The 23289-nt window shown below is 60.6% G+C and carries 20 protein-coding genes; 10 read left to right on the top strand and 10 right to left on the bottom strand.

Annotation, left to right across the window (positions count from 1 at the left end; all coding sequences use genetic code 11):
* Positions 1-100 precede the first annotated feature (100 nt).
* On the bottom strand, positions 101-1396 hold the full coding sequence (locus ABQ278_RS14750) for an MFS transporter (RefSeq protein ID WP_349320254.1): 1296 nt from the start codon (positions 1394-1396) through the stop codon (positions 101-103).
* A 324-nt stretch (positions 1397-1720) separates the two neighbouring features.
* On the opposite strand from ABQ278_RS14750, the gene ABQ278_RS14745 reads away from it, so the two are divergent.
* A complete protein-coding gene (locus ABQ278_RS14745; protein WP_349320253.1) occupies positions 1721-2557 on the top strand; it encodes a lysophospholipase in 837 nt (278 codons plus the stop codon).
* A gap of 88 nt (positions 2558-2645) precedes the next feature.
* Here ABQ278_RS14745 and ABQ278_RS14740 read toward each other — a convergent pair whose 3' ends face one another.
* From ABQ278_RS14740 to ABQ278_RS14730, 3 genes are all read right to left on the bottom strand, one after another.
* Positions 2646-4445, bottom strand: coding sequence for an IlvD/Edd family dehydratase (locus ABQ278_RS14740; RefSeq protein ID WP_349320252.1), 1800 nt, complete (start codon positions 4443-4445; stop codon positions 2646-2648).
* A 9-nt stretch (positions 4446-4454) separates the two neighbouring features.
* A complete protein-coding gene (locus ABQ278_RS14735) occupies positions 4455-5648 on the bottom strand; it encodes an aldose epimerase family protein (protein WP_349320251.1) in 1194 nt (397 codons plus the stop codon).
* Between the two features lie 224 nt (positions 5649-5872).
* Positions 5873-6703, bottom strand: a complete 831-nt coding sequence (locus tag ABQ278_RS14730) for a FadR/GntR family transcriptional regulator (RefSeq protein ID WP_349320250.1) — start codon at positions 6701-6703, stop codon at positions 5873-5875.
* Between the two features lie 145 nt (positions 6704-6848).
* Between ABQ278_RS14730 and araD1 the strand changes: the two genes are divergently transcribed.
* On the top strand, positions 6849-7844 hold the full coding sequence (gene araD1, locus ABQ278_RS14725) for an AraD1 family protein (protein ID WP_349320249.1): 996 nt from the start codon (positions 6849-6851) through the stop codon (positions 7842-7844).
* A 164-nt stretch (positions 7845-8008) separates the two neighbouring features.
* Complete coding sequence (locus tag ABQ278_RS14720) at positions 8009-8524, top strand: hypothetical protein (RefSeq protein ID WP_349320248.1); 516 nt, start codon at positions 8009-8011, stop codon at positions 8522-8524.
* Here ABQ278_RS14720 and ABQ278_RS14715 read toward each other — a convergent pair.
* The 4 genes from ABQ278_RS14715 to miaA all read right to left on the bottom strand — a co-directional run bounded on the left by ABQ278_RS14715 (position 8521) and on the right by miaA (position 12732).
* The gene (locus tag ABQ278_RS14715) at positions 8521-10125 is read right to left on the bottom strand and encodes a S9 family peptidase (RefSeq protein ID WP_349320247.1); all 1605 of its coding nucleotides are present in this window, start codon (positions 10123-10125) and stop codon (positions 8521-8523) included. The two genes, ABQ278_RS14720 and ABQ278_RS14715, sit on opposite strands and share 4 nt — an antisense overlap.
* 250 nt (positions 10126-10375) lie before the next feature.
* Positions 10376-11458: an IS5 family transposase gene (locus tag ABQ278_RS14710; RefSeq protein ID WP_349320246.1), complete on the bottom strand. Its 1083-nt coding sequence runs from the start codon at positions 11456-11458 to the stop codon at positions 10376-10378.
* 60 nt (positions 11459-11518) lie between these two features.
* The gene (locus tag ABQ278_RS14705; RefSeq protein WP_349320245.1) at positions 11519-11779 is read right to left on the bottom strand and encodes a hypothetical protein; all 261 of its coding nucleotides are present in this window, start codon (positions 11777-11779) and stop codon (positions 11519-11521) included.
* Between the two features lie 71 nt (positions 11780-11850).
* Positions 11851-12732, bottom strand: coding sequence for a tRNA (adenosine(37)-N6)-dimethylallyltransferase MiaA (gene miaA / locus ABQ278_RS14700; protein ID WP_349320244.1), 882 nt, complete (start codon positions 12730-12732; stop codon positions 11851-11853).
* 153 nt (positions 12733-12885) lie between these two features.
* Here miaA and ABQ278_RS14695 point away from each other — a divergent pair, with 153 nt between their 5' ends.
* The 3 genes from ABQ278_RS14695 to ABQ278_RS14685 all read left to right on the top strand — a co-directional run bounded on the left by ABQ278_RS14695 (position 12886) and on the right by ABQ278_RS14685 (position 17120).
* The gene (locus ABQ278_RS14695) at positions 12886-13992 is read left to right on the top strand and encodes an Mrp/NBP35 family ATP-binding protein (RefSeq protein ID WP_349320243.1); all 1107 of its coding nucleotides are present in this window, start codon (positions 12886-12888) and stop codon (positions 13990-13992) included.
* Positions 13993-14063: 71 nt separating this feature from the next.
* Positions 14064-15158 carry an NADH:flavin oxidoreductase gene (locus tag ABQ278_RS14690; RefSeq protein ID WP_349320242.1) on the top strand — a complete coding sequence of 365 codons (1095 nt, stop codon included), beginning with the start codon at positions 14064-14066 and terminating at the stop codon, positions 15156-15158.
* Positions 15159-15239: 81 nt separating this feature from the next.
* Complete coding sequence (locus tag ABQ278_RS14685) at positions 15240-17120, top strand: acyltransferase family protein (protein ID WP_349320241.1); 1881 nt, start codon at positions 15240-15242, stop codon at positions 17118-17120.
* Here ABQ278_RS14685 and ABQ278_RS14680 read toward each other — a convergent pair.
* On the bottom strand, positions 17086-17847 hold the full coding sequence (locus ABQ278_RS14680) for a methyltransferase (protein WP_349320240.1): 762 nt from the start codon (positions 17845-17847) through the stop codon (positions 17086-17088). The two genes, ABQ278_RS14685 and ABQ278_RS14680, sit on opposite strands and share 35 nt — an antisense overlap.
* A 140-nt stretch (positions 17848-17987) precedes the next feature.
* Here ABQ278_RS14680 and ABQ278_RS14675 point away from each other — a divergent pair, with 140 nt between their 5' ends.
* The 3 genes from ABQ278_RS14675 to ABQ278_RS14665 are packed head-to-tail and all read left to right on the top strand — an operon-like array spanning position 17988 to position 21815.
* The gene (locus ABQ278_RS14675) at positions 17988-19025 is read left to right on the top strand and encodes a polyprenyl synthetase family protein (protein WP_349320239.1); all 1038 of its coding nucleotides are present in this window, start codon (positions 17988-17990) and stop codon (positions 19023-19025) included.
* 6 nt (positions 19026-19031) lie between these two features.
* A complete protein-coding gene (locus ABQ278_RS14670) occupies positions 19032-20228 on the top strand; it encodes an acyltransferase (RefSeq protein ID WP_349320238.1) in 1197 nt (398 codons plus the stop codon).
* A gap of 30 nt (positions 20229-20258) precedes the next feature.
* Positions 20259-21815 (top strand): helicase HerA-like domain-containing protein, encoded by a 1557-nt coding sequence (locus ABQ278_RS14665; protein ID WP_349320237.1) that lies wholly within the window; start codon positions 20259-20261, stop codon positions 21813-21815.
* On the opposite strand, the gene ABQ278_RS14660 is transcribed toward ABQ278_RS14665, so the two are convergent.
* Positions 21812-22561 carry an SDR family oxidoreductase gene (locus ABQ278_RS14660; protein WP_349320236.1) on the bottom strand — a complete coding sequence of 250 codons (750 nt, stop codon included), beginning with the start codon at positions 22559-22561 and terminating at the stop codon, positions 21812-21814. The genes ABQ278_RS14665 and ABQ278_RS14660 overlap by 4 nt on opposite strands.
* Before the next feature lie 219 nt (positions 22562-22780).
* On the opposite strand from ABQ278_RS14660, the gene ABQ278_RS14655 reads away from it, so the two are divergent.
* Entirely contained in the window at positions 22781-23254 is a 474-nt protein-coding gene (locus ABQ278_RS14655; RefSeq protein WP_349320235.1) for an NUDIX domain-containing protein, read from the top strand.
* Positions 23255-23289 lie beyond the last annotated feature (35 nt).

Raw genomic sequence — 23289 nt, 5'->3', positions numbered from 1 at the left:
AAGTTGCGCCGTATTCCTTAAGGAATACATCAATTTGCGGGTATCTTGCGGTAATGTGTGCGGGGGAGAGCGATAATATTTCCGTGATGCAGTCAGGTCACTAGGTCAGGGTTTCGTTGCGTTTCAGCTTCGGCGACATGAGGTGAATATAGGCGAAGGCGACGAGGTAGGTGAAGGCGGCGATGGCGAAAATAAGCGTGTAGGAATGGGTGGTTTCCAGCAGGAAGCCAACGAATTTCGACATGAACATGCCGCCGATGGCGCCGGCCATGCCGCCAATCCCGATGACCGAGGCCACGGCCGAACGCGGTAGCAGGTCGGACGGCAGGGTGTAGACATTGGCGGAAAACGCCTGATGGGCCGCCGCCGCCAGACCGATGATGAGTACGGCCAGCCACAGATCCTTCACACCGCTGACGAACAGCATGGGCAGCACGAACAGGGCGAACAAGAACAGGGTCGATTTGCGCGCCACATTGGCCGAGAAGCCCATCTTGAGCATTTGCGACGACATCCAGCCGCCGGCGATGCTGCCGGCATCCGACAGCAGGTAGATGACGACGAGCGGCGGGCCGAAGCTCTTGAGATCGAGGCCGTAGTTTTTTTCGAGGAAATCGGGCAGCCAGAACAGATAGAGCCACCACACGGGATCGATGAGAAACTTGGCGATGGCGTAGATCCAGGTTTCCTTGATGAACAACAGCTTGAACCACTTGACCTTGGCCACCTGATCAGCCGGATCGTTCTCGATCAGGGCCAGTTCGGCGGCATTGACGGCCTTATGGTCACGCGGCTTGCGATACATGCTGAGCCAGGCGATCAGCCACAACATGCTGACGAGGCCGGTGGAGAAGAAGGCGGCGCGCCAGCCCCAGGCGGCGGTGATGAGCGGTATCAACAGCGGCGCGACGATAGCGCCGATGGCGGCGCCGCTGTTAAACACGCCGACGGCCAAAGCGCGTTCTCTCTGCGGGAACCACTCGGCAATACCTTTCAGGCTGGCTGGAAAGGCGCCGGATTCACCAAGGCCCAGGCCAAAGCGCGCGAGCATGAACTGCGTCGAATTGGTCACGAAACCGGTCAGGGTATGGGCGATGGTCCACATGCCAAAGGCGATGGTGTAGCCAGCGCGTGTGCCGATCTTGTCGATAAAACCGCCGAAGCTGATATAGCCGAAGGCATAGGCGCACTGGAACCAGAAGACGATGTCGGCATAGGTCTGCTCCGTCCAGCCCTGTTCGGCCCCAACCGTGCTTTTCAGCAGCGCGAAGGTCTGGCGGTGCGTGTAGTTGATGACCATGGCGATCAGCAACAGACCGCAGATAATCCAGCGGATATTGGTCGGCTTCTGAACCGGCATAGACGGATTTGTAGCGGCTTCCTGAACCTGTGACATCGACTACCTGCAAGCATCTTATTGTTATCGCCACCGCTTTTACACGTCTGGCGCCAAGCCGACTAGGCAAGATTATGACACCGGTGTCAAGATGGGCGGACAAAAAAGCACAATAATGTACAATCCAGCTATGCCCCTCTGCAAAACAGACTTGATTTGGCGGTCACATGCCTGTCATTGTGCCGAAAGTGAAGACGTCCCCTGGTTGCGTTGCCTGCGCGTATCCGGATGCCCTGCATCCGTCTGATAGTTTGCTTCCTGCACTTATCCTTACATTGACCGCCCAACAGGCGGGTTCCTTTTCACCTGACGCAGGAGATGCGCATGACCATGACGCCTACGACCGAAGACAGCTTCATCGGCAAGGGGGGACTGAAGATAGTCTATCGCTCGTGGTTGCCGAAGACGGCGCCGAAGGCCATTGTGCTGTTGTCGCACGGCTTCAATTCGCACAGCGGTCAATATGCCTGGGCGGCCGAACAACTGGTGAAGAGCGGTTACGCCGCCTATGCCGGCGATCTGCGCGGACGCGGCAAATCGGAAGGCAAGCGCTTCTATGTCGACAATTTCAGCGATTACATCGCCGATATCTCCGGCGTGGCCGATATCGCCCGTTCGCGTCATCCGGGGCAGAAACTGTTCGTTCTGGGCCATAGCGCTGGCGGCGTGATCGCTACCAGCTATACGCTCGACAATCCGGACAAGGTGGACGGGCTGATCTGCGAAAGCTTCGCCTACCGCGTGCCGGCACCGGAATTTGCCCTCGATTTCATCACTTTCCTGAGCGGGTTCTTCCCCAATGCCAAGGCATTGAAGCTCAACAATGCGCATTTTTCGCGTGATCCGGCTGTGGTGCTGGCGCTCAATGATGATCCGCTGACCAAGGATGAAATACAGCCGATGAAGACAGTCGGTGAAATGTGGAAGGCCGATCGCCGCTTGCAGGTGTCGTTCGGCCAGATCAAGACGCCGACCCTGATCCTGCACGGCACCGAGGACAAGGCAACCTCCTATCCTGGTAGTGAAGAGTTCTACAAAAACTCAGGCGCGGCCGATAAAACGCTCAAGCTCTACAAGGGCCACTATCATGACCTGCTGGCCGATGTCGGCAAGCAGGATGTGATCGCCGATATTATCGGCTGGATCTACACGCGAACCTGACGGCGCAAATAAAAAACCACCGGAGCATAAAACCCCGGTGGTTTAGTCTGATAGGCACGCATTAGCCTTGCGGCCGTCATGTCTCAGCTTAGTGGTTATCGCGCGGCAGACCTCGGGTCTGGGCAATCTGCTGGAACTGAATGGCGTCTTCCAGACAGGCGCCGCTGCCCATCTGACCGACCGTGCGGCGCTGCATTTCCTGCCACGGAGTCTGGCTGGCGGGATACTTGTAACCGCCTTCAGCTTCCAGTTTCGTACGGCGCTGTGCCAGTTCCTCATCGGAAATAAGGACATTGACCGTGTTGGTGTTGAGATCGACGCGGACCTTATCGCCGGTGACGAGCAGGGCGAGATTGCCGCCGGCCGCCGCTTCCGGAGAGGCGTTGAGGATCGAGGGCGAGCCCGAGGTGCCGGACTGACGGCCATCACCGATACAGGCGAGCGAATGGATGCCGCGCTTGATCAGGTATGTGGGGCAACGCATGTTGACCACTTCGGCGGCGCCCGGATAACCGATGGGGCCGGCGCCGCGCATGAAGAGGATGCAGTGTTCGTCGATATCGAGCAATTCGTCGTCGATGCGGTGGTGATAGTCTTCCGGCCCGTCAAACACGATGGCGCGGCCGACAAAGGCCTGCGGATCGGCCGGATTGTTAAGGTAACGCTCGCGGAATTCGGGCGAGATGACCGACACCTTCATAACGGCCGAATCGAACAGATTGCCCGACAGGACGCGGAAGCCGGCGCGTTCTTTCAGCGGCTGGTCGTAAGGCTTGATGACTTTTTCGTCTTCGATCACGGCCTTGGCGCAGTTTTCGCCAATGGTCTTGCCGTTGACGGTCATGGCGTTCTCACGGATCAGGCCCTGATTCATCAGTTGCTTGACCACGGCGGGCACGCCGCCGGCATGGTGGTAATCTTCGCCGAGATATTCACCGGCCGGCATCAGATTGACCAGCAGCGGCACTTCTTCGCCGAATTCCTGCCATTCCTCGACCTGGAGATCGACGCCGATATGGCGGGCCAGGGCGTTGAGGTGGATCGGCGCATTGGTCGAGCCGCCGATGGCCGAATTGACGCGGATGGCGTTGATGAAGGCGTCCTTCGTCAGGATGTCCGAAGGCTTCAGGTCTTCGTGCACCATGTCAACGATGCGCTTGCCGGTGAGGTAGGCGGTTTCCTGACGGTCGCGGTGCGGCGCGGGGATGGCAGCCGAATAGGGGAGTTGCATGCCCAGGGCTTCGGCCAGCGAGTTCATCGTGGTGGCCGTGCCCATGGTGTTGCAATAGCCGGTCGAAGGCGCAGACGACGCGACGAGCTTGATGAAGCCCTGATAGTCGATCTCGCCGGCCGCCAGCAGTTCTCTAGCCTTCCAGACGATGGTGCCCGAACCCGTGCGCTCGCCCTTGTACCAGCCGTTGAGCATGGGGCCGACCGAGAGGGCGATGGCGGGGATATTGACGGTGGCCGCCGCCATCAGACAGGCGGGGGTGGTCTTGTCGCAGCCGATGGTCAGAACGACGCCGTCGAGCGGGTAGCCGTACAGCACTTCGACGAGGCCGATATAGGCCAGGTTGCGGTCGAGACCGGCGGTGGGGCGCTTGCCGGTTTCCTGAATCGGATGGACCGGAAATTCGAGCGCGATACCGCCGGCTTCGCGGATGCCTTCGCGGATGCGATCTGCCAGCACCAGATGGTGGCGGTTACAGGGAGAAAGGTCCGACCCCGTCTGGGCAATGCCGATGATCGGCTTGCCCGACTGCAATTCCTCCAGCGACAGGCCGAAGTTCATGTAGCGTTCGAGATAGAGCGCCGTCATATCCGGGTTGGACGGATTGTCGAACCAGGCGCGTGAACGGAGCTTTTGGGGGGTAACGGAATCGGACATAGGGTCGGTTTACTTTACAGTGTAGAAGTGATGGACAGTGGTCTGGGTGTAGGTTTGGCCCGGATCGAGACGCGTGGTCGGGAAGGCGGGGTGGTTGGGGCTGTCCGGATAGCGCTGGGCTTCAAAGGCGATGGCCTGATATTTCACCAGGCTCTGACCGCCCTTGCCGACGATCTTGCCGTCAAGGAAGTTGCCCGTATACATCTGGATGCCCGGCTCGGTGGTCGAGATGGTCATGCCGCGGCCGGAGGTCTTGTCCTCGATGGTGACGGCCAGCTTTGGCGTCGCGGTCAGGCCGCCACGGATGATGTAGTTGTGGTCGATGCCGCCATTGCCGATAACGATCTGCGGATCGGTCGACTTGACGCGATCGGTGACCAGGGCCGGAGACGTGAAGTCGAACGGCGTGCCCTTGACCGGCATTTCCTTGCCTGTCGGGATCAGTGCCTTGTCGACCGGCAGGATGGCGTCGGATTCGATCTTCACCTCGGCGTCGGTGGCCAGACGGGTGGCGGGGATGCCGCCCAGATTATAGAGTCCGTGATTGGTCAGGTTGACCACGGTCGGCTTGTCGGTGGTGGCCTTGTAGGTAAAGGACAGATCGTTGTTTTCGGTCAGGGTGTAGGTCACGTCGGCGACGACCGTGCCGGGGAAGCCCTGATCGCCATCCTTGGAAGTCAGGGTAAAGGTGACCGAGGCTTCATTGGCGCCGGATTTCACGTCCTTGATCGTCCAGTTGAGCTTGTCCCAGCCCTTCGGCCCGCCGTGGAGGGTGTTGGTCTTGTCGTTCAGCGGCAGGGTGAAGGTCTTGCCGTCGAGCGTGAACTTGCCGCCGGCGATGCGGTTGGCGTAGCGGCCGACCGTGACATTGGTGTAGTTGGGGGTCTTTTCAAAGCCCTCGACCGTATCATAGCCGATGATGATGTCGGCGGCCTTGCCGTCCTTGTCCGGTACCAGCAGGCTCTGCATGGCGGCGCCATAGGTGATGAGCTTGACCGAAATGCCCTTGGAGTTCTTCAGTTCGACGCTTTCGACGGCCGTGCCATCAGAGAGAGCGCCAAACGAGGCGCGCGTCGCGGTGACGCCGGCGGAAGCCGCCGTGACCGCCGTATCCCCCTTGGGAGCCTTGTCCGAGCAGGCGCTGAGCAGCATCAGCGTGCCCAGTCCGGCGACCAGAGCAAATCTTTTCGTAACCAACATCATACCATCCTTCTTGTGAACTGATGACGCCGTGGTGCGGCGCCGGCTTTCCATTCCTGTATCGCCACGCCGGCTAAAAATGACGAAGGGCCGGGCGCGCGTTTATGATTTTCTGACCGTTACATACCGCGCAGGCATTAGTCAGACAATAAAAAAAGCATATATCGTACAAAATAAAGCAACAATTTGACGGTGCGTCCTGTTGCGCCTGTAAATGTGGGGTGCGGCTACTGGGAAAAGGTGCGCTGGGTGTCTTCGTGGGCCATGCGGATCAGTGATTCCATGCACCAGCGCGCGCCGCTGGCGTCACGGCGTTCGATGGCCTCGAACACGCGCTCATGGTCGGGCACCGGATCGCGCGTCAGGGCGTTGTGGCGCGCCTTGTAGCGCGTGGTCCAGGAGACCGCGGCCTCGATCGAACTCGACAGCGAGGCCAGAGCCTCGTTGCAGGTGGCCTGGATCAGGGCGTGGTGGAAATCAAGATCGGCGCGGCGGCCTGTCTCAGATTGCAGGGTTTCGCGCTTCATGATCTCCAGCGCGCTGCGCATCTGCTCGATCTGCGCCTCGGTGCGGCGGGTGGCGGCCAGTTCGGCGGCGGCCGGTTCGGTGATCAGGCGCAACTCGAACAGCGACTTGATAAAGTCCTGACTGGGCTCGGTTTCAAACATCCAGCCGAGCACTTCGGGGTCGAGCAGGTTCCAGCGCTCGCGCTCGGTGACGCGCGTGCCGGTTTTCGGGCGACTTTCGACCATGCCCTTGGCGGCGAGAATGCGAATCGCCTCTCGATAGGCCGAGCGCGAAATATCGAGTTTCGAGCTCGATTCAATTTCGTTGGGCAGGATCTCGCCGGACTTGAACGTGCCGCGAAGGATGTCGACGCCTAGGCGGTGCGCCAGAGCGCCGTGCAGGCGACCCTGATACATGGTGTGGCCATGGGTGGCGGCATTATGCTGAACATCGCCGCGCAAGGCGCGGGCCGGACTGATTTTCAGGCGGCTGCCGGTCGACTTCGGATCGGTGGCAGAGGTTGACGCAGGGGCAGGGATCGGTTTTCGCATATGTGTTTCCTTAGCCCAACACATGACATTGAATTGTCTGTTTGACAAAGTGAATTTACAAGCTAAAGAGCTTACAATATAGCCATTTGTCTGAGTTAATGGCGTGCATGCCTCGATCATGCCCGCAACATAGAGGAAGTTTTACATGACCCTGCGCCTTATACAGATTGTCACGCCGGAAGGCGAGCGCCGCGTTCTGGCCGCGCAGGCAGACGGTTCGGCGCGCAGCATCAATGGCGTCAGCTCAACCTACGAACTGGCCCGCAAGGCCATTGCCGCCAAGGCTTCTCTGGCCGCGCAGGTCGAGACGCAAGGCCTGGGCGACGAGGTCGACGTGGCGGTCGCCCTGTCGGAAGGCCGTGTCCTGGCGCCGATCGATCACCCCGACGCCGCCCACCTGCACGTCACCGGCACCGGCCTGACCCACCTCGGTTCCGCCGAAGGCCGCGACAAGATGCACAAGGCCGCGGCAGCGGCCGAAACCCAGACCGATTCCATGCGCATGTTCCTGATGGGCGTGAAAAACGGCAAGCCGGAAGCTGGCACCGTCGGCGCCCAGCCGGAATGGTTCTACAAGGGCAATGGCACCACGCTCGTTGGCCCCGGCGCCGAGCTGCAATCGCCCGCCTTTGCCGAAGACGGCGGCGAAGAGCCTGAAATGGCCGGTATCTATTTGATCGGTGACGATGGCGCGCCCTATCGCATCGGCTATGCCCTTGCCAACGAATTTTCCGATCACGTCACCGAAAAGCAGAACTATCTGTGGCTGGCCCACTCCAAGCTGCGTCCGGCGTCGCTTGGCGTCGAAATTCTGACCGGCGACCTGCCGAAGGACGTGCGCGGCACCTCGCGCATCTGGCGGGGCAACGAGGTCATTTGGGAAAAGCCATTTATCTCGGGCGAGGACAACATGTCCCACTCGCTCGATAACCTTGAGCACCATCACTTCAAATACGACCTGTTCCGCCAGCCGGGTGACGTTCATGTCCACTGCTTCGGCACCGCCACGGCCTCGTTTGCTGACGGCATCCAGACGAAGGACGGCGACGTGTTCGAGATCACTGCCGCGCCCTACGCCTATGGCCTGCGCAATCCGCTGATCACCCGCGCCGAAGAAAAGGTCGCCATCAAGGCGCTCTAAAATAGCCTGCCTCCAAGGTGCTGAAAGCATCTTGGCAAGGGCCGGCATCGCCGCTGCGGCGAGCCATGCGGCGCTTGAGCTGCTGGAATGGTTACATAATGTGCGTGGCGGCGCGGCGTGGTCTGGATTATGCTCCCGAAATCCGCTTTCGGGAGAAGTCCGTCATGCTGCGCCGCACCTTGCTTGTCCTGCCTCTGGCGACCCTGCTCGTTCAGGCCGCGCATGCGGCGACACCGGGGCCCGATCCCGTCACCATCATCAAGACACTTTACGCCGGCTACCAGGCGCCACCGACCGAGGCGCCGGAATCGCCGACCGAAGGCAAGAAGGCCTTCTTCACCGACTCCCTTGAGGCGCTCTATACCGCCGCTACAAGTGCGCCGGACGGTGATCTGCCGCTGATCGACTGGGACGTCTTCGCCAATGGTCAGGATTTTCAGATCAGCGACGTCACGGTCACCGCCACGCCCATGAACGGCGACAGCGCAACCGTGACCGCCCGTTTCAACAATTTCGACGAACCGACCACGGTGATCTATGCGTTCACGGCGACGCCGAAGGGCTGGCGGGTGGCTGATCTGTCCTACCCGCCCAGCGTCAATTTCCCCGAAGGTTTCTCGCTCAAAGCCTATATCGCCGCTGGCAACAGCGACGAAACACCGGCTGCCGTGATACCTTAAGCTGGATTATATTTACCCAGGAAAGCCATGGCCGCCTTCATCATCTCGATGCGCGCCGAGCCGACCGTTTCCCAGTGATCCTGACCCTTGTAGGTCACGAACTCTACCGGCTTGACCGCCTTTTTCAGCGCACTTTCCATGCGGCGGCTCTGCTCGATCGGCACCACGGTGTCGTCGGTGCCGTGAATCAGCAGGATCGGGCACGAGGCGTTGGCGGCTTGCCTGGCGGGAGAAATGGCGTCCCAACTCTTCGGATCGCCGGTGAACTGCTTCCAGTACAGAACCGAAGAGCTGTCGCGTCCGCCGGTTTTTTCGGCGATAAACTCGTTGAAGCTCTTGGGATCGGAAATGCCGGCGATTGAAATGGCACAATTATAGACGCCGGGATCGAGCGTGGCGCCCGCCAGCGCTGCATAGCCGCCATAGGATGCCCCCATGATGGCGACGCGCTTCGGATCGACGATGCCCTGCTTGACCAAATTGCGTACGCCATCGGACAGATCGGTCTGCATCTTGCGGCCGAATTCGCCATGGCCGGCGTTGACGAAACTGCTGCTGTAGCCGGAGGAGCCGCGGAAATTGGGCTGCAGAACGGCATAGCCGTTGGCCGCCAGGGCCTGAACCTGCCAGTCAAAATCGATACGATCACGCGACTGCGGTCCGCCGTGCGGCAGCACGACGAGCGGCAGGGCCTTGGCGGCCTTGCGCGGCGGCAGGGTGAGGTAGCCGTGAATCTCCAGGCCGTCGGCGGCCTTGTAGCTGATCGGCTTTTTTTCGGTGATCCATTCGGTCGGCAGCTTGTCGTAATTCATCGCCAGAAGCCTGGTGTCTCCGGTCGAGAGGTCGGCGAAAAAATAGGTGCCTGCGTCCTGAGCGTTCTCGCCATAAATGATCATCTTGCGCGGATCTTCGGCGAAATCGATGATGGCGGCGCGGTAATCTTCGCCGAGGACATCTGTCAAGGCACCGGCTAGCTTTTTCAGCAGTGTGTCTTCGTAATCGTACTTGATCCAATCGTTGGTGCGGGCGAAGCCGGCAAAGCGGCGTGTGACGGGATGGAAGAGGGCATCCGTGCTGCTTTCGTCTTCGCTGGTATCGAGCGACGGTCCCATAATGCCCTCGGCATTGATTTCGTGGTATTCGCCCTTGGTCTCGCCCTTGTTGAAATAGACGACGACCGACGCACCATCACGTCCCAGGCCTTGCAGGGACGGATAGTCCAGCGCCTCTTTAAGTTCATAGATCGGCTTGAAGATGCACATCTTGCCGCGCGGCGCCCGGTTATAATAGAGCGTCCATTTTTTGCGGTCGTCGATAAATTCGGCATAGGCGACGACATAACCATCGGGCGCTATGACGTAGTTCTGCGTATCTTTTGAACTTTCATAGATGAGCTTGTCGCCGGCCTTGTCGACGGGGAAACTGAACAGGCACATATTATATTCGCCGGCCATCCGGTAATTGGACGCCATCAGCCGGTATTCGCCATCAACCTTGACCCGGGTCACGCCGCCGACGACGATGGAATAGAATTCTTCCTGGCGCTCAAACAGGGTGCGCAGCTTGTTGGTCTTGAGATCGATGACCCGGGCCAGCGACATTTCCTGCTTTCTGCCGGTGAATTGCGGCAGCGACGTCGTTTGGGAATCGATGACGACGACCCGGTCATTATCGCCCCAGAACAGGTTGCGAATCTTGATTGGCCCCAGGCGAAGGCTTTTCGGCTTTAGCAGTCTGCTGAAAAAGGCTTTGCCTTTGGCCTTTCCGCATTTTTGCGTAAGTCTCTTGGTCTTTTATGGGTCTTCATTCGTTGTTGTTTTTGTTGCTTTCCTAAATTTAGACGGACCTCTCCTATGCGGTTAGCAACTTGGGTATCCGGATGAGGTTGTAGGCTATGAGATTGAGCAGAAAATCTCCAGCTACAGCTTCAAGGCCGCGATGCTTTGTCTTACGCATCGTGCCGTGCTGCTTGCCCCAACCGAAGATGCACTCGATCATCTTTCGCCGGGTCTGTGACATTGCGTAGCCATCGCTGGCGGCCGTTTCATCGTCGATGATGGTCGTTCTGGTCTTGCCGGTTTTAGTCGTGGCGTTATTACGGGCGACATGCGGCTCCACGCCAAGATTGCGTAAGGCTTCGCCATGTGCAGCGACATCATAAGCCTTGTCTTCGCCTACGGTCGCCGGCTTGCCGGTGTGCTTGACCCTAACCGCCAGCATGGCTTCGGATGCCTCGCGCTCGGCCGTGCCGGTGGCTTGGGTGACAACGCTACCAACCGCCAGTCCGTTGCGGTTCTCCATCAGCGCGTGGCCCATGTAGCACAGCTTCGCTTCACGGCCCTGAGCCTTGCGGTACAAGCGGCTGTCGCCATCGGTCGTCGAGACGTGGGTGTCATTGCCGCGTTTCTGATTATGGAAGTCAGACCCGTCCGTATCGTCCGGCCCGTCCTTCGGCTTGAAGCTCTTGAACGAAGCCCAGGCTTCAATCAGCGTGCCATCGACTGAGAAATGCTCGTCCGAGAGTAAGGGCGTAACCTTTGGGTGGCACAGCAAGGCCGTCATGAACTTCGTAAAAACATCACCCTTCTGCAGGCGCTCACGGTTCTTGGTGAATGTCGTCGCCACCCACACAGCCGCGTCGGGTGACAAGCCCACGAACCATCGAAACAGAAGGTTGTAATCCAACTGCTCCATCAACTGGCGTTCCGAGCGGACGCCGTAGAACACCTGCAGAAGCAAGGCGCTCAGTAACTGTTCCGGTGGAATGGAAGGGCGCCCTTCCTCCGAATACATCGCCGAAAAGTCCGCGTTCAGGTCGACCAGAACCGAGCGAACCAACTCACGAACCTTGCGAAGAGGATGCGTATCCGGAACGCGTTCTTCCAACGATATGTACGAAAATAATCCGCCCTGATCCCGAAACTCGCCACGCATTGGTTGCTCCTTCTCGCTCAAGAAGGGAATCACGGCAAAATCAAAATGACCAGAGGTTTTTCAGCAGACTGTTAGGTCATCGACATTGAAGGTCATCAGAAGTTTGGTGTCCCCAGATTGGGTCACCATGGCGACGCGCTTGCCATCGGGCGACAGGGCGACCTCATCGACGAGCGGAGACTCGGCGAAAACCTCGATCGGCGGCAAGGGCGCGTCCGTGGTCGCTGGCGCGTCTTCGGCGCGGACGGTGAACGGCAGGCTGGCCAGAGCAGCGGCCGAACCTGAAAAACGCATAAGTGCGCGACGGCTGATCGATATCATGAAAATCCCCCCACAGGTCTTGTCGACCGAAGGTATAATTTTCCAGATAGGCTTGCAAGCCTCGGTTGCTCTTATTTCGGGGTATAATCGTGTTTTTTGAACTGGTTACGGAACCAGGTCGATTGGCGCTTGGCGTAGTTGCGCGTTTTTTGTCGCGCCAGGGAGAGGGCGTCTTCCAGTGTCATGGCCCCTGACAGATAGGCGACGAATTCGGTCAGGCCGAGCACGCGCATGATCGGCCAGTCGGGCGTCAGGCCTTTGCCCATCAGATCGCGGACCTCATCGAGGGCGCCGTGATCGAGCATGATCTGCAGACGGCGGTCGCAGCGTTCATAAAGCCAATCGCGGTCTGGATGCAGGATGTCGAGCTGATAGGTGGTCTCAGGCAATTCCGGCACGGTCTGGTTCTGCCAGTCGGTCAGGGAACGGCCGGTTTGCAGCCACACCTCATAGGCGCGCGCCAGGCGCTGCTGGTCATTCGGCATGATGCGCGCCGCCGATTCCGGATCGTGCTGCCGCAAGATGTTGCGCAAAGCGTCTTCGCCTATGTCGGCATAGGCCGCGCGCGCTTTCAGGCGCACGGCGTCGTCGATATTGGGGATCTCGGCCAGACCATGCACCAGAGCGTTGAAATAGAGGCCGGTGCCGCCGACTAGGCACAAAGGCCGGCCGCCGCTCAGCGCTTCGGCGATATGGGGGCGGGCCGCGCGCAGCCAGTCTCCGGTCGACCACAGGGTTTGTCCGTCGAGGTGACCATAGAGCAGGTGCGGCGCCTGCGCGGTGTCAGCGGCATCCGGCCGGGCCGTCAGTAACGGCACATCGGCATAGAGTTGCATGGAGTTGGCGTTGAGGATCGCGCCACCGGTTTTTTGCGCCCAGGCCAGCGCTCTGGCCGATTTGCCCGATGCGGTCGGGCCGGCGAGCAGATAAAGCGGGCGGTGAGTTTCGGGCATTTAGGACTTTAAATTGCTGCGCATTGGGCTTATTGGCTCCAATTCTCATGAGCTTGTTCATGAGAATTGGCAAGGGCGCCATGCTTTCCTAAAAGGGTGGCCGCCGCGCATGTTTGCGCGAGCCCTGCGGCGCTTGAGCAATAAAGGATTCCCATGCTTGACAAGGAAACGGTGCTGACGGCGCTGAACACCATCATCGATCCGATGAGCGGGCAGGGCCTGACCGACGCCGGTCTGGTGCGCGCCCTGATCGTTTCGCCTGAGCGCGTTGGCTTCATGCTGGAAGTGCCGCAGGACCGCGTCACGCAATACGGCCCGATCCGTCTGGCCTCGGAAAAGTTGCTGGCGGGGCTGGATGGCGTCAAGAAAGCTCAGGTCGTCCTGACCGCCGAACTGGCGCCCAATCCGCAGCCGCAGCAAGCCGCCTCGGCCAGGCTTTCCGACAAGGCGGTCGAGGACAGCCGCCCGAAAGCGCCGGTCGCCGGCGTGCGCCCCAACCACGTCAAGCGCGTGATTGTGGTCGGCTCGGGCAAGGGCGGTGTCGGCAAATCGACCGTATCGCTGGGATTGGCCATCGGATTGCGGCAACTGGGCCTGAGTGTTGGTTATCTTGACGCCGATATCTACGGGCCGTCGGCGCCGGTCATGCTCGGCATCTCCAGGCCGCCCGAATTTGGCGCCGACAAGCTCATGGTGCCGCCGGAAGCCTTTGGCCTCAAGGTCAATTCGGTCGGCTTTCTCGTCGATCCCGATCAGGCGATGATCTGGCGCGGGCCAATGGCCTCGCAGGCCCTGACGCAACTCCTGACGCAAAGCCGCTGGGGCACGGCGGAAGAGCCGCTCGACGTGCTGGTCATCGACCTGCCGCCCGGCACCGGCGATGTACAGCTTACCCTGACACAAAAGACGCTGATCGATGGCGCGGTGGTGGTCTCGACGCCGCAGGAAATGGCCCTGAGTGATGCGCGTCGCGCTGTCACCCTGTTCGGCAAGACCGGTATTGAGGTGCTGGGCGTTGTGGAGAACATGGCCTATTTCTTAAGCCCCGATGGTTCGGAACTGGAGATCTTCGGCCGTGGTGGCGCGAAGAAGATGGCTGAGGCGTTGAAAATCCCGTTCCTCGGCGAAGTGCCGCTTGATCCGGCGATGCGCAAGGGCTGCGACGAGGCGCGTCCGCTGACGGCTCTGGAACCTGACGGCGCCATGGCGTCGCGTTTCAAGGTGATGGCGCAGAAGGTTCTCGACGGTTTGGGGAAATAAGCGCCGTTCCTCTTGCAGCGCAACATATTGTAACCATATCAGCGACAGATGCAATTCACTGGAGCTGCTGCATGTCCCTCGATACCCTGTTTTCGCCCTTTTCGCTGAAATCCCTGACCCTGCCGAACCGCGTGGTCATGGCGCCGATGACGCGCAACTTCTCGCCGGGTGGCATCCCCAATCAGGCGGTGGCCGATTATTACGAACGCCGCGCCGAGGGCAAGGTCGGGCTGATCCTGACCGAGGGCACTGTGATCGAGCGTCCGGCCTCGAAGAACGAAGCCAATATCCCCAATATCTACGGCGAAGCGCTCGAAGGCTGGGCGAAGGTCGTCAAGGCCGTGCATGGCAAGGGCGGCAAGATCGCCCCGCAGATCTGGCACACGGGTGCGGCCTTCGGCAACACGCCCGATTACCGCCCGACGCCGATGGATTCGCCCTCGGGCCTGGGGCTTGATGGCGCCAGAGTTGGTGCGCCTATGTCGGAAAGCGATATCGCCGACGCCATCGCCGCCTTCGGCCGCGCCACGGGTGATGCCAAGCGGATCGGCTTCGATGCCATCGAACTGCACGGCGCCCACGGCTATCTGATCGATGAATTCTTCTGGGACGCCACCAATAAGCGCACCGACAAATGGGGCGGCGCCACCATCGCCGAGCGCAACCTGTTCGCCACCGAGGTCGTGAAAGCGGCGCGCGCGGCGGTCGGTCCGGACTTCCCGATCATCCTGCGCCTGTCGCAATGGAAGCCGGGCGCCTTCGATTACAAGATCGCCGCCACCCCGGCCGAGATGGAGCAATGGCTGCAGCCGCTGGTCGATGCCGGCGTCGATATCCTGCACTGCTCGCAGCGCCGTTTCTGGGAGCCGGAATTTGCGGGCTCCGAGCTGAACTTCGCTGGCTGGGCCAGAAAGATCACCAACGTCCCGACCATCACGGTCGGATCGGTCGGTCTGTCGGGTGAATTCATCGCCGGCTTCGGCGGCGAGGTGTCGCATCCGGCCTCCATCGACGGCCTGCTCAAGCGCCTCGATGCCGGCGAATTTGACCTGGTGGCGGTCGGCCGTGCGCTGCTGTCCGATCCGGAGTGGGTGGAAAAGATCCGCACCGGTCGCGGCGAGGACACCAAAGGCTTCGAACGCGCCATGCTTGGCTCACTGGTCTAACGGCCCCTGGCCCTCGCTCTGTAACCGGGGCGAGGGCGCTTACATATTTTACCACCAGGGTTCACGTGCTAAGCGTGTAGCATGACGGATACGCCTTTGCAAAAACGCGCTGATATACAGGGGCTTCGCGGCATCGCCGTGCTGGCGGTGGTGCTGTTCCATGTCAGCCCTGCGGCGCTGCCGGGCGGATTTGCCGGCGTCGATATCTTCTTTGTTATATCGGGTTACCTGATCACGCAGATTCTGTTGCGTGACATGGAGGCCGGCGGCTTTCGCCTGCGCGACTTCTATCAGCGCCGCATCCGGCGGCTGTTTCCGGCGCTCTATGCCGTGCTGGCGTTTACGCTCATCGCTGGCCTGCTGATCCTGCCGCCGAAGCTGCTAAGCGAACTGGTTTACAGCCAGTTTTTCACCACCCTGTTCCTGTCGAACTTTGCCTTTGCCCATCTGGCCGATTATTTCGACAGCGCCTCCAGCCTCAAGCCCTTGCTGCACACCTGGTCGCTCGGCGTCGAGGAACAGTTTTACCTGATTTTCCCCTTGGCCCTTCTGGCCTTGCACAGGTTGGCGCGACGTTTTTTGTGGCCTGTGCTGGGTGCGCTGGCGCTGCTGTCGCTGACGCTGGCTCAGATCACCACCAAACCTGAAGCCGCCTTCTATCTGCCGACCACACGGGCTTTTGAGATTTTAATCGGTGCGTTGTGCGTCTGGGCGAAGGCGCGTTTGCGCTTAAGCGACGCGCTCCGGCGATGGTTGTCGCTGTTGGGGCTGGCCTTGATGATCGCCAGCCTGATCCTGCTGAACGACCGCCTGCCGTTTCCCGGCCTGTGGGCCTTGCCGCCCTGCCTCGGCGCGGCCCTGCTATTGCTCACGCATGACGGCTGGTGCAATACACTGATCGCCGCGCCACCCCTGACCTTTACCGGCGATATCTCCTATTCGCTCTATCTCTGGCACTGGCCGCTGCTGGTCTATGCGCGGCTGATGTTCGGCGATTCGGTGTGGATCGCCCTGCCGGTGGTGGGGCTCGGCTTTGTCATGGCGGCGCTGTCGCGGCGCTATATCGAACAGCCGTTTCTCGAAAAGCGCCTGCGGTTTGTCTGGCCGATGGCGCTTGGCGCCATGGCGGTGTCGATTATCGTGGCGCTGCTAATTTTCGATGCCAAAGGCCTGCCTCAGCGCTTCAATGCCGCCGAGCAGGCCGCTTTCGCCGCCACGGACGATTACAATCACGACCGCCGCCATTGTCACCTCGGCAAGGATGCCCGGATCGCATATCGCGACACCTGTATCTATGGCGATGTGAAAGCCGCACCCGCCATCGCCATCTGGGGCGACAGCGAAGGCGCCGAACTGGCGCAGGCCCTGGGTGAGCGCCTTACAGGCGCCAGCGGGCGCCAGATCACGGCCTCGGCCTGTCCGCCGAGCGTTGGCTACGTCATCGCCTATAATCGCGGCTGCCGGGCGCACAATGCCGACATGCTGCTGCATCTGAAAGCCGATCCCAACATCAAGACTGTGGTGCTGGTGCTGAACTATCGGCGCTATGATGCGGATAACCCTGCCGCCATGCTGACCGGCCTGCAACTGAGCGCGCTCGATTTGCAGGCTTCCGGCAAGCGGGTGGTGCTGGTCTATCCGCTGCCGGTCTATGGCTTTGATCCGCCGTCTCAGGTCGGGCTGGCGATGCGACTGGGGCGCGATCCGGCAGGCGTCGGCATGCGCCGGGCGCAGTTCGAGACGGAGCATGGCCGCACCATCAGCGAACTTGATGCTTTCTCGGCCGCGCACGGTCTGGAGGTTCTGCGGCCTTCGGAGGTGCTGTGCGATGCGGAGCGTTGCCGAGTGTATCAAGCCCAAAAGGGTGTGCTCTATTTCAACGGCCAGCATCTGAGCCTTAAGGGCGCAGGGCTTCTGGCGGATCGGCTTACCATTTCAGCGCCTCTTCCCCGCGCAGAATAGCCTCGACCTCGGGTGCATGCTTGCGCTCGCCATCGTCATGCAGGATCAGCGGTGGCAACAGCCGCAAGGGCGCCTTGCCGAGCCGTTGCGCTTTGACCAGCACGCGCTTGGCGCATCGGTCGGCGAACGGCAGGACCGAACGGATGACGAAAGAGCCGCACTTCTTCGACAAGCCGCCGAGGATATCGGCCAGCCGGTCGGCGCGATGGATAAAGACGATATGGCCGCCATCGACCACGGCGCTTAGCGCGAAATCGAGCCAGGCGCCCAGGCCGTCATCGGCGATCCAGGCGGGGCGTTTTGTGTCGTGCGGCGCACGCAACAGGTCGGGATCGTCGAAATAGGGCGGGTTGGAGAAGACGAGATCGACGCGCTCCAGCGCCAGGGGTTTGAACCCCAAACCGATATCGCCGGCAAGGATGGTCACATCCTCCATCGCGTTTAGCCGCACATTGTCCTGCGCCAGCGCTACATAGCCGGCTTCGCGCTCGATGCCGCTGAGCCGGAGGGCCGGACAACGGGCTTTCAGCGACAGCAGGGCGCCGCCCACGCCGCAGCCCAGTTCCAGTGCGGTTTTAACCTTGGGAATCGACGCGCAGGCGGCCGCCAGAAGCGCGCCGTCCATGCCTATGCGATAGCCCTTTTGCGGCTGCATCACTTTGACGCGGCCCCCAAGGAGGTGCGTCTCGGTCACATCTGTGAGAAAATGAGGGATGTCCTCAGTCATACGCCGGATCTTTTTCTGATATTTTTCCGGCGCCAAGGCCGTGAACTGTCACAAGTTAAGTGCCTAAATAGTATCGCGGGGCATTGCCTGTACCGTCAAGGCGGTTTATGGCCTAAAAGTTAATGTCAGGAGTAACCGCCTTGGATTCGGCCAATATCGATACTGTACGTCCCGCGCCAGATGCCACGCCAGAACTCGTCAAGGCGGACGTCAAGGCGCTGGTCAGCCTGTGCGAACCTGACATGGTCGATATCAATGCCCTGATCACCGCGCGCATGCAGTCCGAAGTGGCCGTCATCCCGGCTCTGGCGGCGCACCTGATCGCCGCCGGTGGCAAGCGCCTGCGCCCGCTTCTGTGCGTGGCGGCGGCCCGCATGTGCGGCACCACCAATACCCACCACCACAATTTCTCGGCCGCGGTCGAGTTCATCCATACCGCCACCCTTTTGCATGACGACGTGGTCGATTCCTCGCAACTGCGCCGCGGCAAGGTGGCTGCGCACCTGATCTGGGGCGCGCCGTCGTCCGTTCTGGTCGGTGACTTCCTGTTCGCCCGCGCCTTTGAGCTGATGGTCGAAACCGGATCTTTGCGCGCGCTCGATATCCTCTCCAAGGCCTCGGCCATCATCACCCAGGGCGAGGTGCTCCAGTTGATGAAGGCCTTCGACCTAACCCTGACCCAGGCCGATTATATCGAAATCATCTCATCGAAGACGGCGGCGCTGTTCTCGGCGGCTTCCGAAAGCGGTGCTGTGGCCTCCGGGGCTTCTGAAGAGAAGATCAAGGCGCTCTACAGCTACGGCATGAACCTCGGTCTCGCCTTCCAGATTCAGGACGATATCCTGGATTATCAGGGCGATGCCGCTGATCTCGGCAAGAACGCCGGCGATGATTTCGCGGAGGGCAAATCGACCCTGCCGCTGATCCTCGCCATGGCGGCCACCAGCGGCAGCGATGCGGCCTTCTGGGAACGCACGGTCGGCAAGCGTGAGCAGAAGCCCGGCGATTTCCAGCATGCGCAAGGCCTGATGATCTCCAGCGGCGCGCTGGATGCCGCCCGTGCCGTGGCGCGCGGTTATGCCGATAAGGCGCGCGCGGCCTTGAGCCTGTTCGATCAGGGCCCGTGGCGTCAGGCGTTGGAAAGCCTCGCCGTCTACAGCGTCGAACGCCAGACCTAAAATCTCTTGTCCGTCGCCCCGCCTTTACACCCAAGGGAAGCCCGCTTTTACGAGCTGGATATCCTGCGCGGTCTGGCGGCGATCGTGGTCGTTTTCTTTCATTACAAGCACTTCCTGCTGATCAGCGATGCGGCCGGTTTTGACTACGCCCATATGCCGTTCAGCGCCGTGCTGATGCCATTTTATCTGTACGGCCAGTTCTTTGTGGAACTGTTCTTCGCCATTTCGGGCTATGTCTTCTTCTGGCTCTATGCCCGCGCCATCGAGGAAGGCCGCACCGGTCCGTGGGGCTTTTTCGTCGCCCGCTTTGCCCGGCTTTATCCGCTTTATATCGTCACCCTGTTCGCGGTGGTTGGGCTGCAACTGGCGTATCGCAGCCTTTATGGCGAAGATTTCATCTATAATGAGGACACGCCGCTCAACTTCGTTCTGAACCTGCTGATGATCCAGCAATGGCTGCCCTTTGCCGTGCAGTCGTTCAACGGACCGGCCTGGTCGATCTCGGTCGAGGTGTTCCTCTATGCCCTGTTCTTCGCGCTTTGCGCCTGGCGGCTCAACCGCATCTGGGTGCTGGCAGCCCTGTTCGGGGCGGGCGTGGTTATCCGCATTCTGAGCGATCCGACGGTCGATTTCGTGCGCGGTGTGCCGAGTTTTTTCGAGGGTGGGTTGGTCTTCTATGCGGTGCAGGCGTTGCGCAAGCCGGCAAATGCGCTGTGGCGCAAACGCCTCGTGCTGGCCCTGTCGGTCTTGCTGCCGGTTCTGTGGGGCATCAGCTATGCGCGCGCCTTCCACCCGATCAATGTGCTACTCGAACCCGGCGTGTTTGCCGCCATTTTCAGCGTCGTCGGCTTTCTCTATGTCGTCATGCCGCTCACCCTGCTGGCGCTGGGCCTGATGCAGGATAACTGGCGTGCCGCATGGCTCAGCCGTGACCGCCTGCACAAAATTTCGTGGATCGGCGATATCAGCTATTCGATCTACCTGATCCACTTCCCGTTGCAACTGGCGATCATGCTGGTGATGGCGCGTCTGCCGTTTGCCGAGCGGGCGCAGATTTTCAGCTGGCCGCTGGCGCTTTTGGCCTTTATGGCCGCCGCCGCCGGATTGGGCTGGCTGAGCTTTCACTATTTCGAGATGCCGATGCGGCGTTACCTGCAAAAACGCATGCGGTCCGCACTGGCGCCACCCTCGGGCGTGCGATAAAACAAAAAGAGATTCAAAGGGAGCAAGATCATGGCGGACACCAACACCCCGGCCGGCGCATTTGTCGGCAAGGCCACCCAACCGGAAATCCTGCTCTACAGTCGCGCCAACCGGCATGGCCTCGTGGCCGGCGCCACCGGCACGGGCAAGACCATCACCCTGCAGATTCTGGCCCAGGCCTTTTCCGATGCCGGCGTACCGGTCTTCGCCGCCGACATCAAGGGTGACCTGTCGGGCGTCAGCCAGCCGGGCGCACCGAATGACAAGCTGATCGAGCGCGCCAAGTCGATGGACCTCGACCTTACACCGGCCGCAGCACCGGTCATCTTCTGGGACCTTTACGGCCAGAAGGGCCACCCGATCCGCGCCACCATTTCCGAGATGGGGCCGCTGCTGCTGGCGCGCCTGCTCGAACTGAACGACGTGCAGGAAGGTGTGCTCAATATCGCCTTCGCCGTGGCCGACAAGGAAGGCCTGCTGCTGCTCGATCTTAACGATCTGCGCGCCATGCTGAACCATATTTCGGAAAACGCCAAGGATCTCAGCCAGGTCTATGGTCAGGTGTCGCCGACCACGGTCGCCACCATCCTGCGCAACCTGCTGACCCTGGAAAATCAGGGCGCCGCCCACTTCTTCGGTGAGCCGGCCCTGCGTCTCGAAGACCTGATGCGCACCAATATCGCCGGCAAGGGTTACATCAATATTCTGGCGTCCGATCGCCTGATGCAGAATCCGAAGCTCTATTCGACCTTCCTGTTGTGGCTGATGTCGGAGCTTTTCGAGGAACTGCCCGAAGTTGGCGATCCGGAAAAGCCGCGCCTCGTCTTCTTCTTCGATGAAGCGCATCTTCTGTTCAATGAGTTGTCGCCGGCTCTTTTGCAAAAGATCGAACAGGTGGTGCGCCTGATCCGTTCCAAGGGCGTCGGCATCTATTTTATCACGCAAAATCCGGCCGATATCCCCGATACGGTGCTGGGCCAGCTTGGCAATCGCGTGCAGCACGCCCTGCGCGCCTATACGCCTTCGGAGCAGAAGGGGCTGAAGGCGGCGGCGGATTCGTTCCGCGAGAACCCGGCGTTCAAGACCATCGATGTGCTGCAACAACTCGGCACCGGCGAGGCGCTGGTGTCGCTGCTTGACCCTAAGGGCATCCCCAATATCTGCGATCGCACGATGATCCGCCCGCCTTCGTCACGCATGGGGCCGGCCACCGATCAGGAGCGCGCTGACATCATGGCGAAATCGCCGGTTGGCGGGGTGTATGACGCGCTGAAGGACCGTGAGTCAGCCTATGAAATTCTGAGCGCGCGTATGGCCAAGGCGCAAGCCGATGCGCCACCGCCACCACCTTCTACTGCTGAAAAAGAAGCGGCCAAAGCGGCGGCGCAAGCTGCAAAGCTTGAGGAGCGCCAGCGTGTGGCCGATGAGAAGGCCAGGCTCGCCGAACAAAAGGCCAAGGACAAGGCCGCCGCCCAGACCATGAAGACGGTTACCTCGGTGGCGGTGCCGATCATCCGCTCCATCGGTATCGCTGTGGTCGGGCAGTTGATGCGCGGTATGATGGGTAATGCCAAGCGTCGGCGCTAGAGATCCAGCATATCGATGGTGCGCCAGCCGAGATGCTGGCCGCTATCGACGCAGATCATCTGGCCGGTCACGCTCGGCGCATTGAGCAGATAGATCACCGCCGCCGCCACTTCCTCGGGCGAGGTCGGTTTTTGCAGCAGGGTGGAGCGCGCCTCGCGGGCGAAATCGGCCTCGCTCTGGTGGATCGATTTCAGCGTAGGGCCTGGTCCCACCGCATTGACGCGGATATTAGGCGCCAGCGCCTGTGCCAGGGTGCGCGTGGCGTGCCACAGGCCGGCCTTCGACATGCTGTAGCTGAAAAAGGGCGGGGAGGGCTTGAGCACCCGCTGGTCGATCATGTTGATGATCGAGGCGCCGCTACGGATATCGGCTTGCGCGGCAAAGGCCTGAGATAGCAGCACGGGCGCCAGCAGATTGGTGTCCATGTGCATCTGCCAGCTGTCGATGGACAGCGTGCGGGCACGGTCATCGGCGAAGACAGAGGCGTTGTTGACCAGCACATCGAGCGGCCCGAGCACCGCGCGCGCCTCATCGATCAGGCCGGAGACGCCGGCCACATCATTGAGATCACACGCAAGGGCATGGGCGCGGACGCCAAGCGCCTCAAGCTCGCTGACAAGCAAAAGCGCATCGTCGCGCGACCGGCCGTAATGGACGCCGATATCATAGCCGGCCCTGGCTAGCGCGATGGCGATGGCGCGTCCGATGCGCTTTGCGGCGCCGGTAACTAAGGCTGTTTTAGTCAATGCGGCCGAAATCGATGACGTTCATGACGGCCATGAAGATAAGGAACGAGCCGAGGATAGCGATGGCTAACATGTGAGAACTCCCTGAAAGGACTTTACACATAGTTAGACGGCTTGCGCGGGCGAGACAAGGGGGAGGGATTTAATACGGTCATATCTTGCGCCCATCGCTGATTGACGCCACAGTGCGCCCCTTCTTCATGATATCGGAAAACGCGCTTGGAAGACTGGAAACGCATCGTAGAACCCTATTCGCGGCCGCTGTTCTTTGCCTATTCGCGGGCGACGCGGGGCAAGACGCTGGGGGTGCGCGGGCTGGTCATCAATCCGAAGGGTGAGGTTCTCCTGATCGAGCACACCTATCTCGAAGGCTGGTGGCTGCCCGGCGGCGGTGTCGATGCCGGCGAAACCTCCCATGCCGCCGTGGCGCGTGAACTGCGCGAGGAAGCAGGCGTCAACCCGACCGAGGTACCGAAACTGTTATCCGTTCATAGCAATGAGCGCTTTTTCCCCGGCGACCATGTGCTGCTGTTCCGCGTCGATCAGTATGAAGAGGTGCCTATGACCTCGCATGGCGAGATCAAGAATGTCGACTTCTTCGCGCTCGACGCCCTGCCGGAGAATATCAATGACGGCAGCCTGCGCCGGATCCAGGAAGTACTGCTTGGCTTTCCGGCCGATCCCAACTGGTAAACTCGCCCCGATGGTCTGCAAGCCGTCATCTTTCT

The sequence above is a fragment of the Asticcacaulis sp. MM231 genome (assembly GCF_964186625.1).
Lineage (GTDB): Bacteria > Pseudomonadota > Alphaproteobacteria > Caulobacterales > Caulobacteraceae > Asticcacaulis.
Note: the sequence above shows the minus strand (reverse complement) of the source record. Positions and strands in the feature narration are given on the sequence as shown.

Excerpts from the sequence above, each read along its gene's own strand:
- ABQ278_RS14750 (WP_349320254.1), bottom strand. The coding sequence starts at position 1,396 with ATGTCACAGGTTCAGGAAGCCGCTACAAATCCGTCTATGCCGGTTCAG.
- ABQ278_RS14745 (WP_349320253.1), top strand. The coding sequence starts at position 1,721 with ATGACCATGACGCCTACGACCGAAGACAGCTTCATCGGCAAGGGGGGA.
- ABQ278_RS14740 (WP_349320252.1), bottom strand. The coding sequence starts at position 4,445 with ATGTCCGATTCCGTTACCCCCCAAAAGCTCCGTTCACGCGCCTGGTTC.
- ABQ278_RS14735 (WP_349320251.1), bottom strand. The coding sequence starts at position 5,648 with ATGATGTTGGTTACGAAAAGATTTGCTCTGGTCGCCGGACTGGGCACG.
- ABQ278_RS14730 (WP_349320250.1), bottom strand. The coding sequence starts at position 6,703 with ATGCGAAAACCGATCCCTGCCCCTGCGTCAACCTCTGCCACCGATCCG.
- araD1 (WP_349320249.1), top strand. The coding sequence starts at position 6,849 with ATGACCCTGCGCCTTATACAGATTGTCACGCCGGAAGGCGAGCGCCGC.
- ABQ278_RS14720 (WP_349320248.1), top strand. The coding sequence starts at position 8,009 with ATGCTGCGCCGCACCTTGCTTGTCCTGCCTCTGGCGACCCTGCTCGTT.
- ABQ278_RS14715 (WP_349320247.1), bottom strand. The coding sequence starts at position 10,125 with ATGTCGCTGGCCCGGGTCATCGATCTCAAGACCAACAAGCTGCGCACC.
- ABQ278_RS14710 (WP_349320246.1), bottom strand. The coding sequence starts at position 11,458 with ATGCGTGGCGAGTTTCGGGATCAGGGCGGATTATTTTCGTACATATCG.
- ABQ278_RS14705 (WP_349320245.1), bottom strand. The coding sequence starts at position 11,779 with ATGATATCGATCAGCCGTCGCGCACTTATGCGTTTTTCAGGTTCGGCC.
- miaA (WP_349320244.1), bottom strand. The coding sequence starts at position 12,732 with ATGCCCGAAACTCACCGCCCGCTTTATCTGCTCGCCGGCCCGACCGCA.
- ABQ278_RS14695 (WP_349320243.1), top strand. The coding sequence starts at position 12,886 with ATGCTTGACAAGGAAACGGTGCTGACGGCGCTGAACACCATCATCGAT.
- ABQ278_RS14690 (WP_349320242.1), top strand. The coding sequence starts at position 14,064 with ATGTCCCTCGATACCCTGTTTTCGCCCTTTTCGCTGAAATCCCTGACC.
- ABQ278_RS14685 (WP_349320241.1), top strand. The coding sequence starts at position 15,240 with ATGACGGATACGCCTTTGCAAAAACGCGCTGATATACAGGGGCTTCGC.
- ABQ278_RS14680 (WP_349320240.1), bottom strand. The coding sequence starts at position 17,847 with ATGACTGAGGACATCCCTCATTTTCTCACAGATGTGACCGAGACGCAC.
- ABQ278_RS14665 (WP_349320237.1), top strand. The coding sequence starts at position 20,259 with ATGGCGGACACCAACACCCCGGCCGGCGCATTTGTCGGCAAGGCCACC.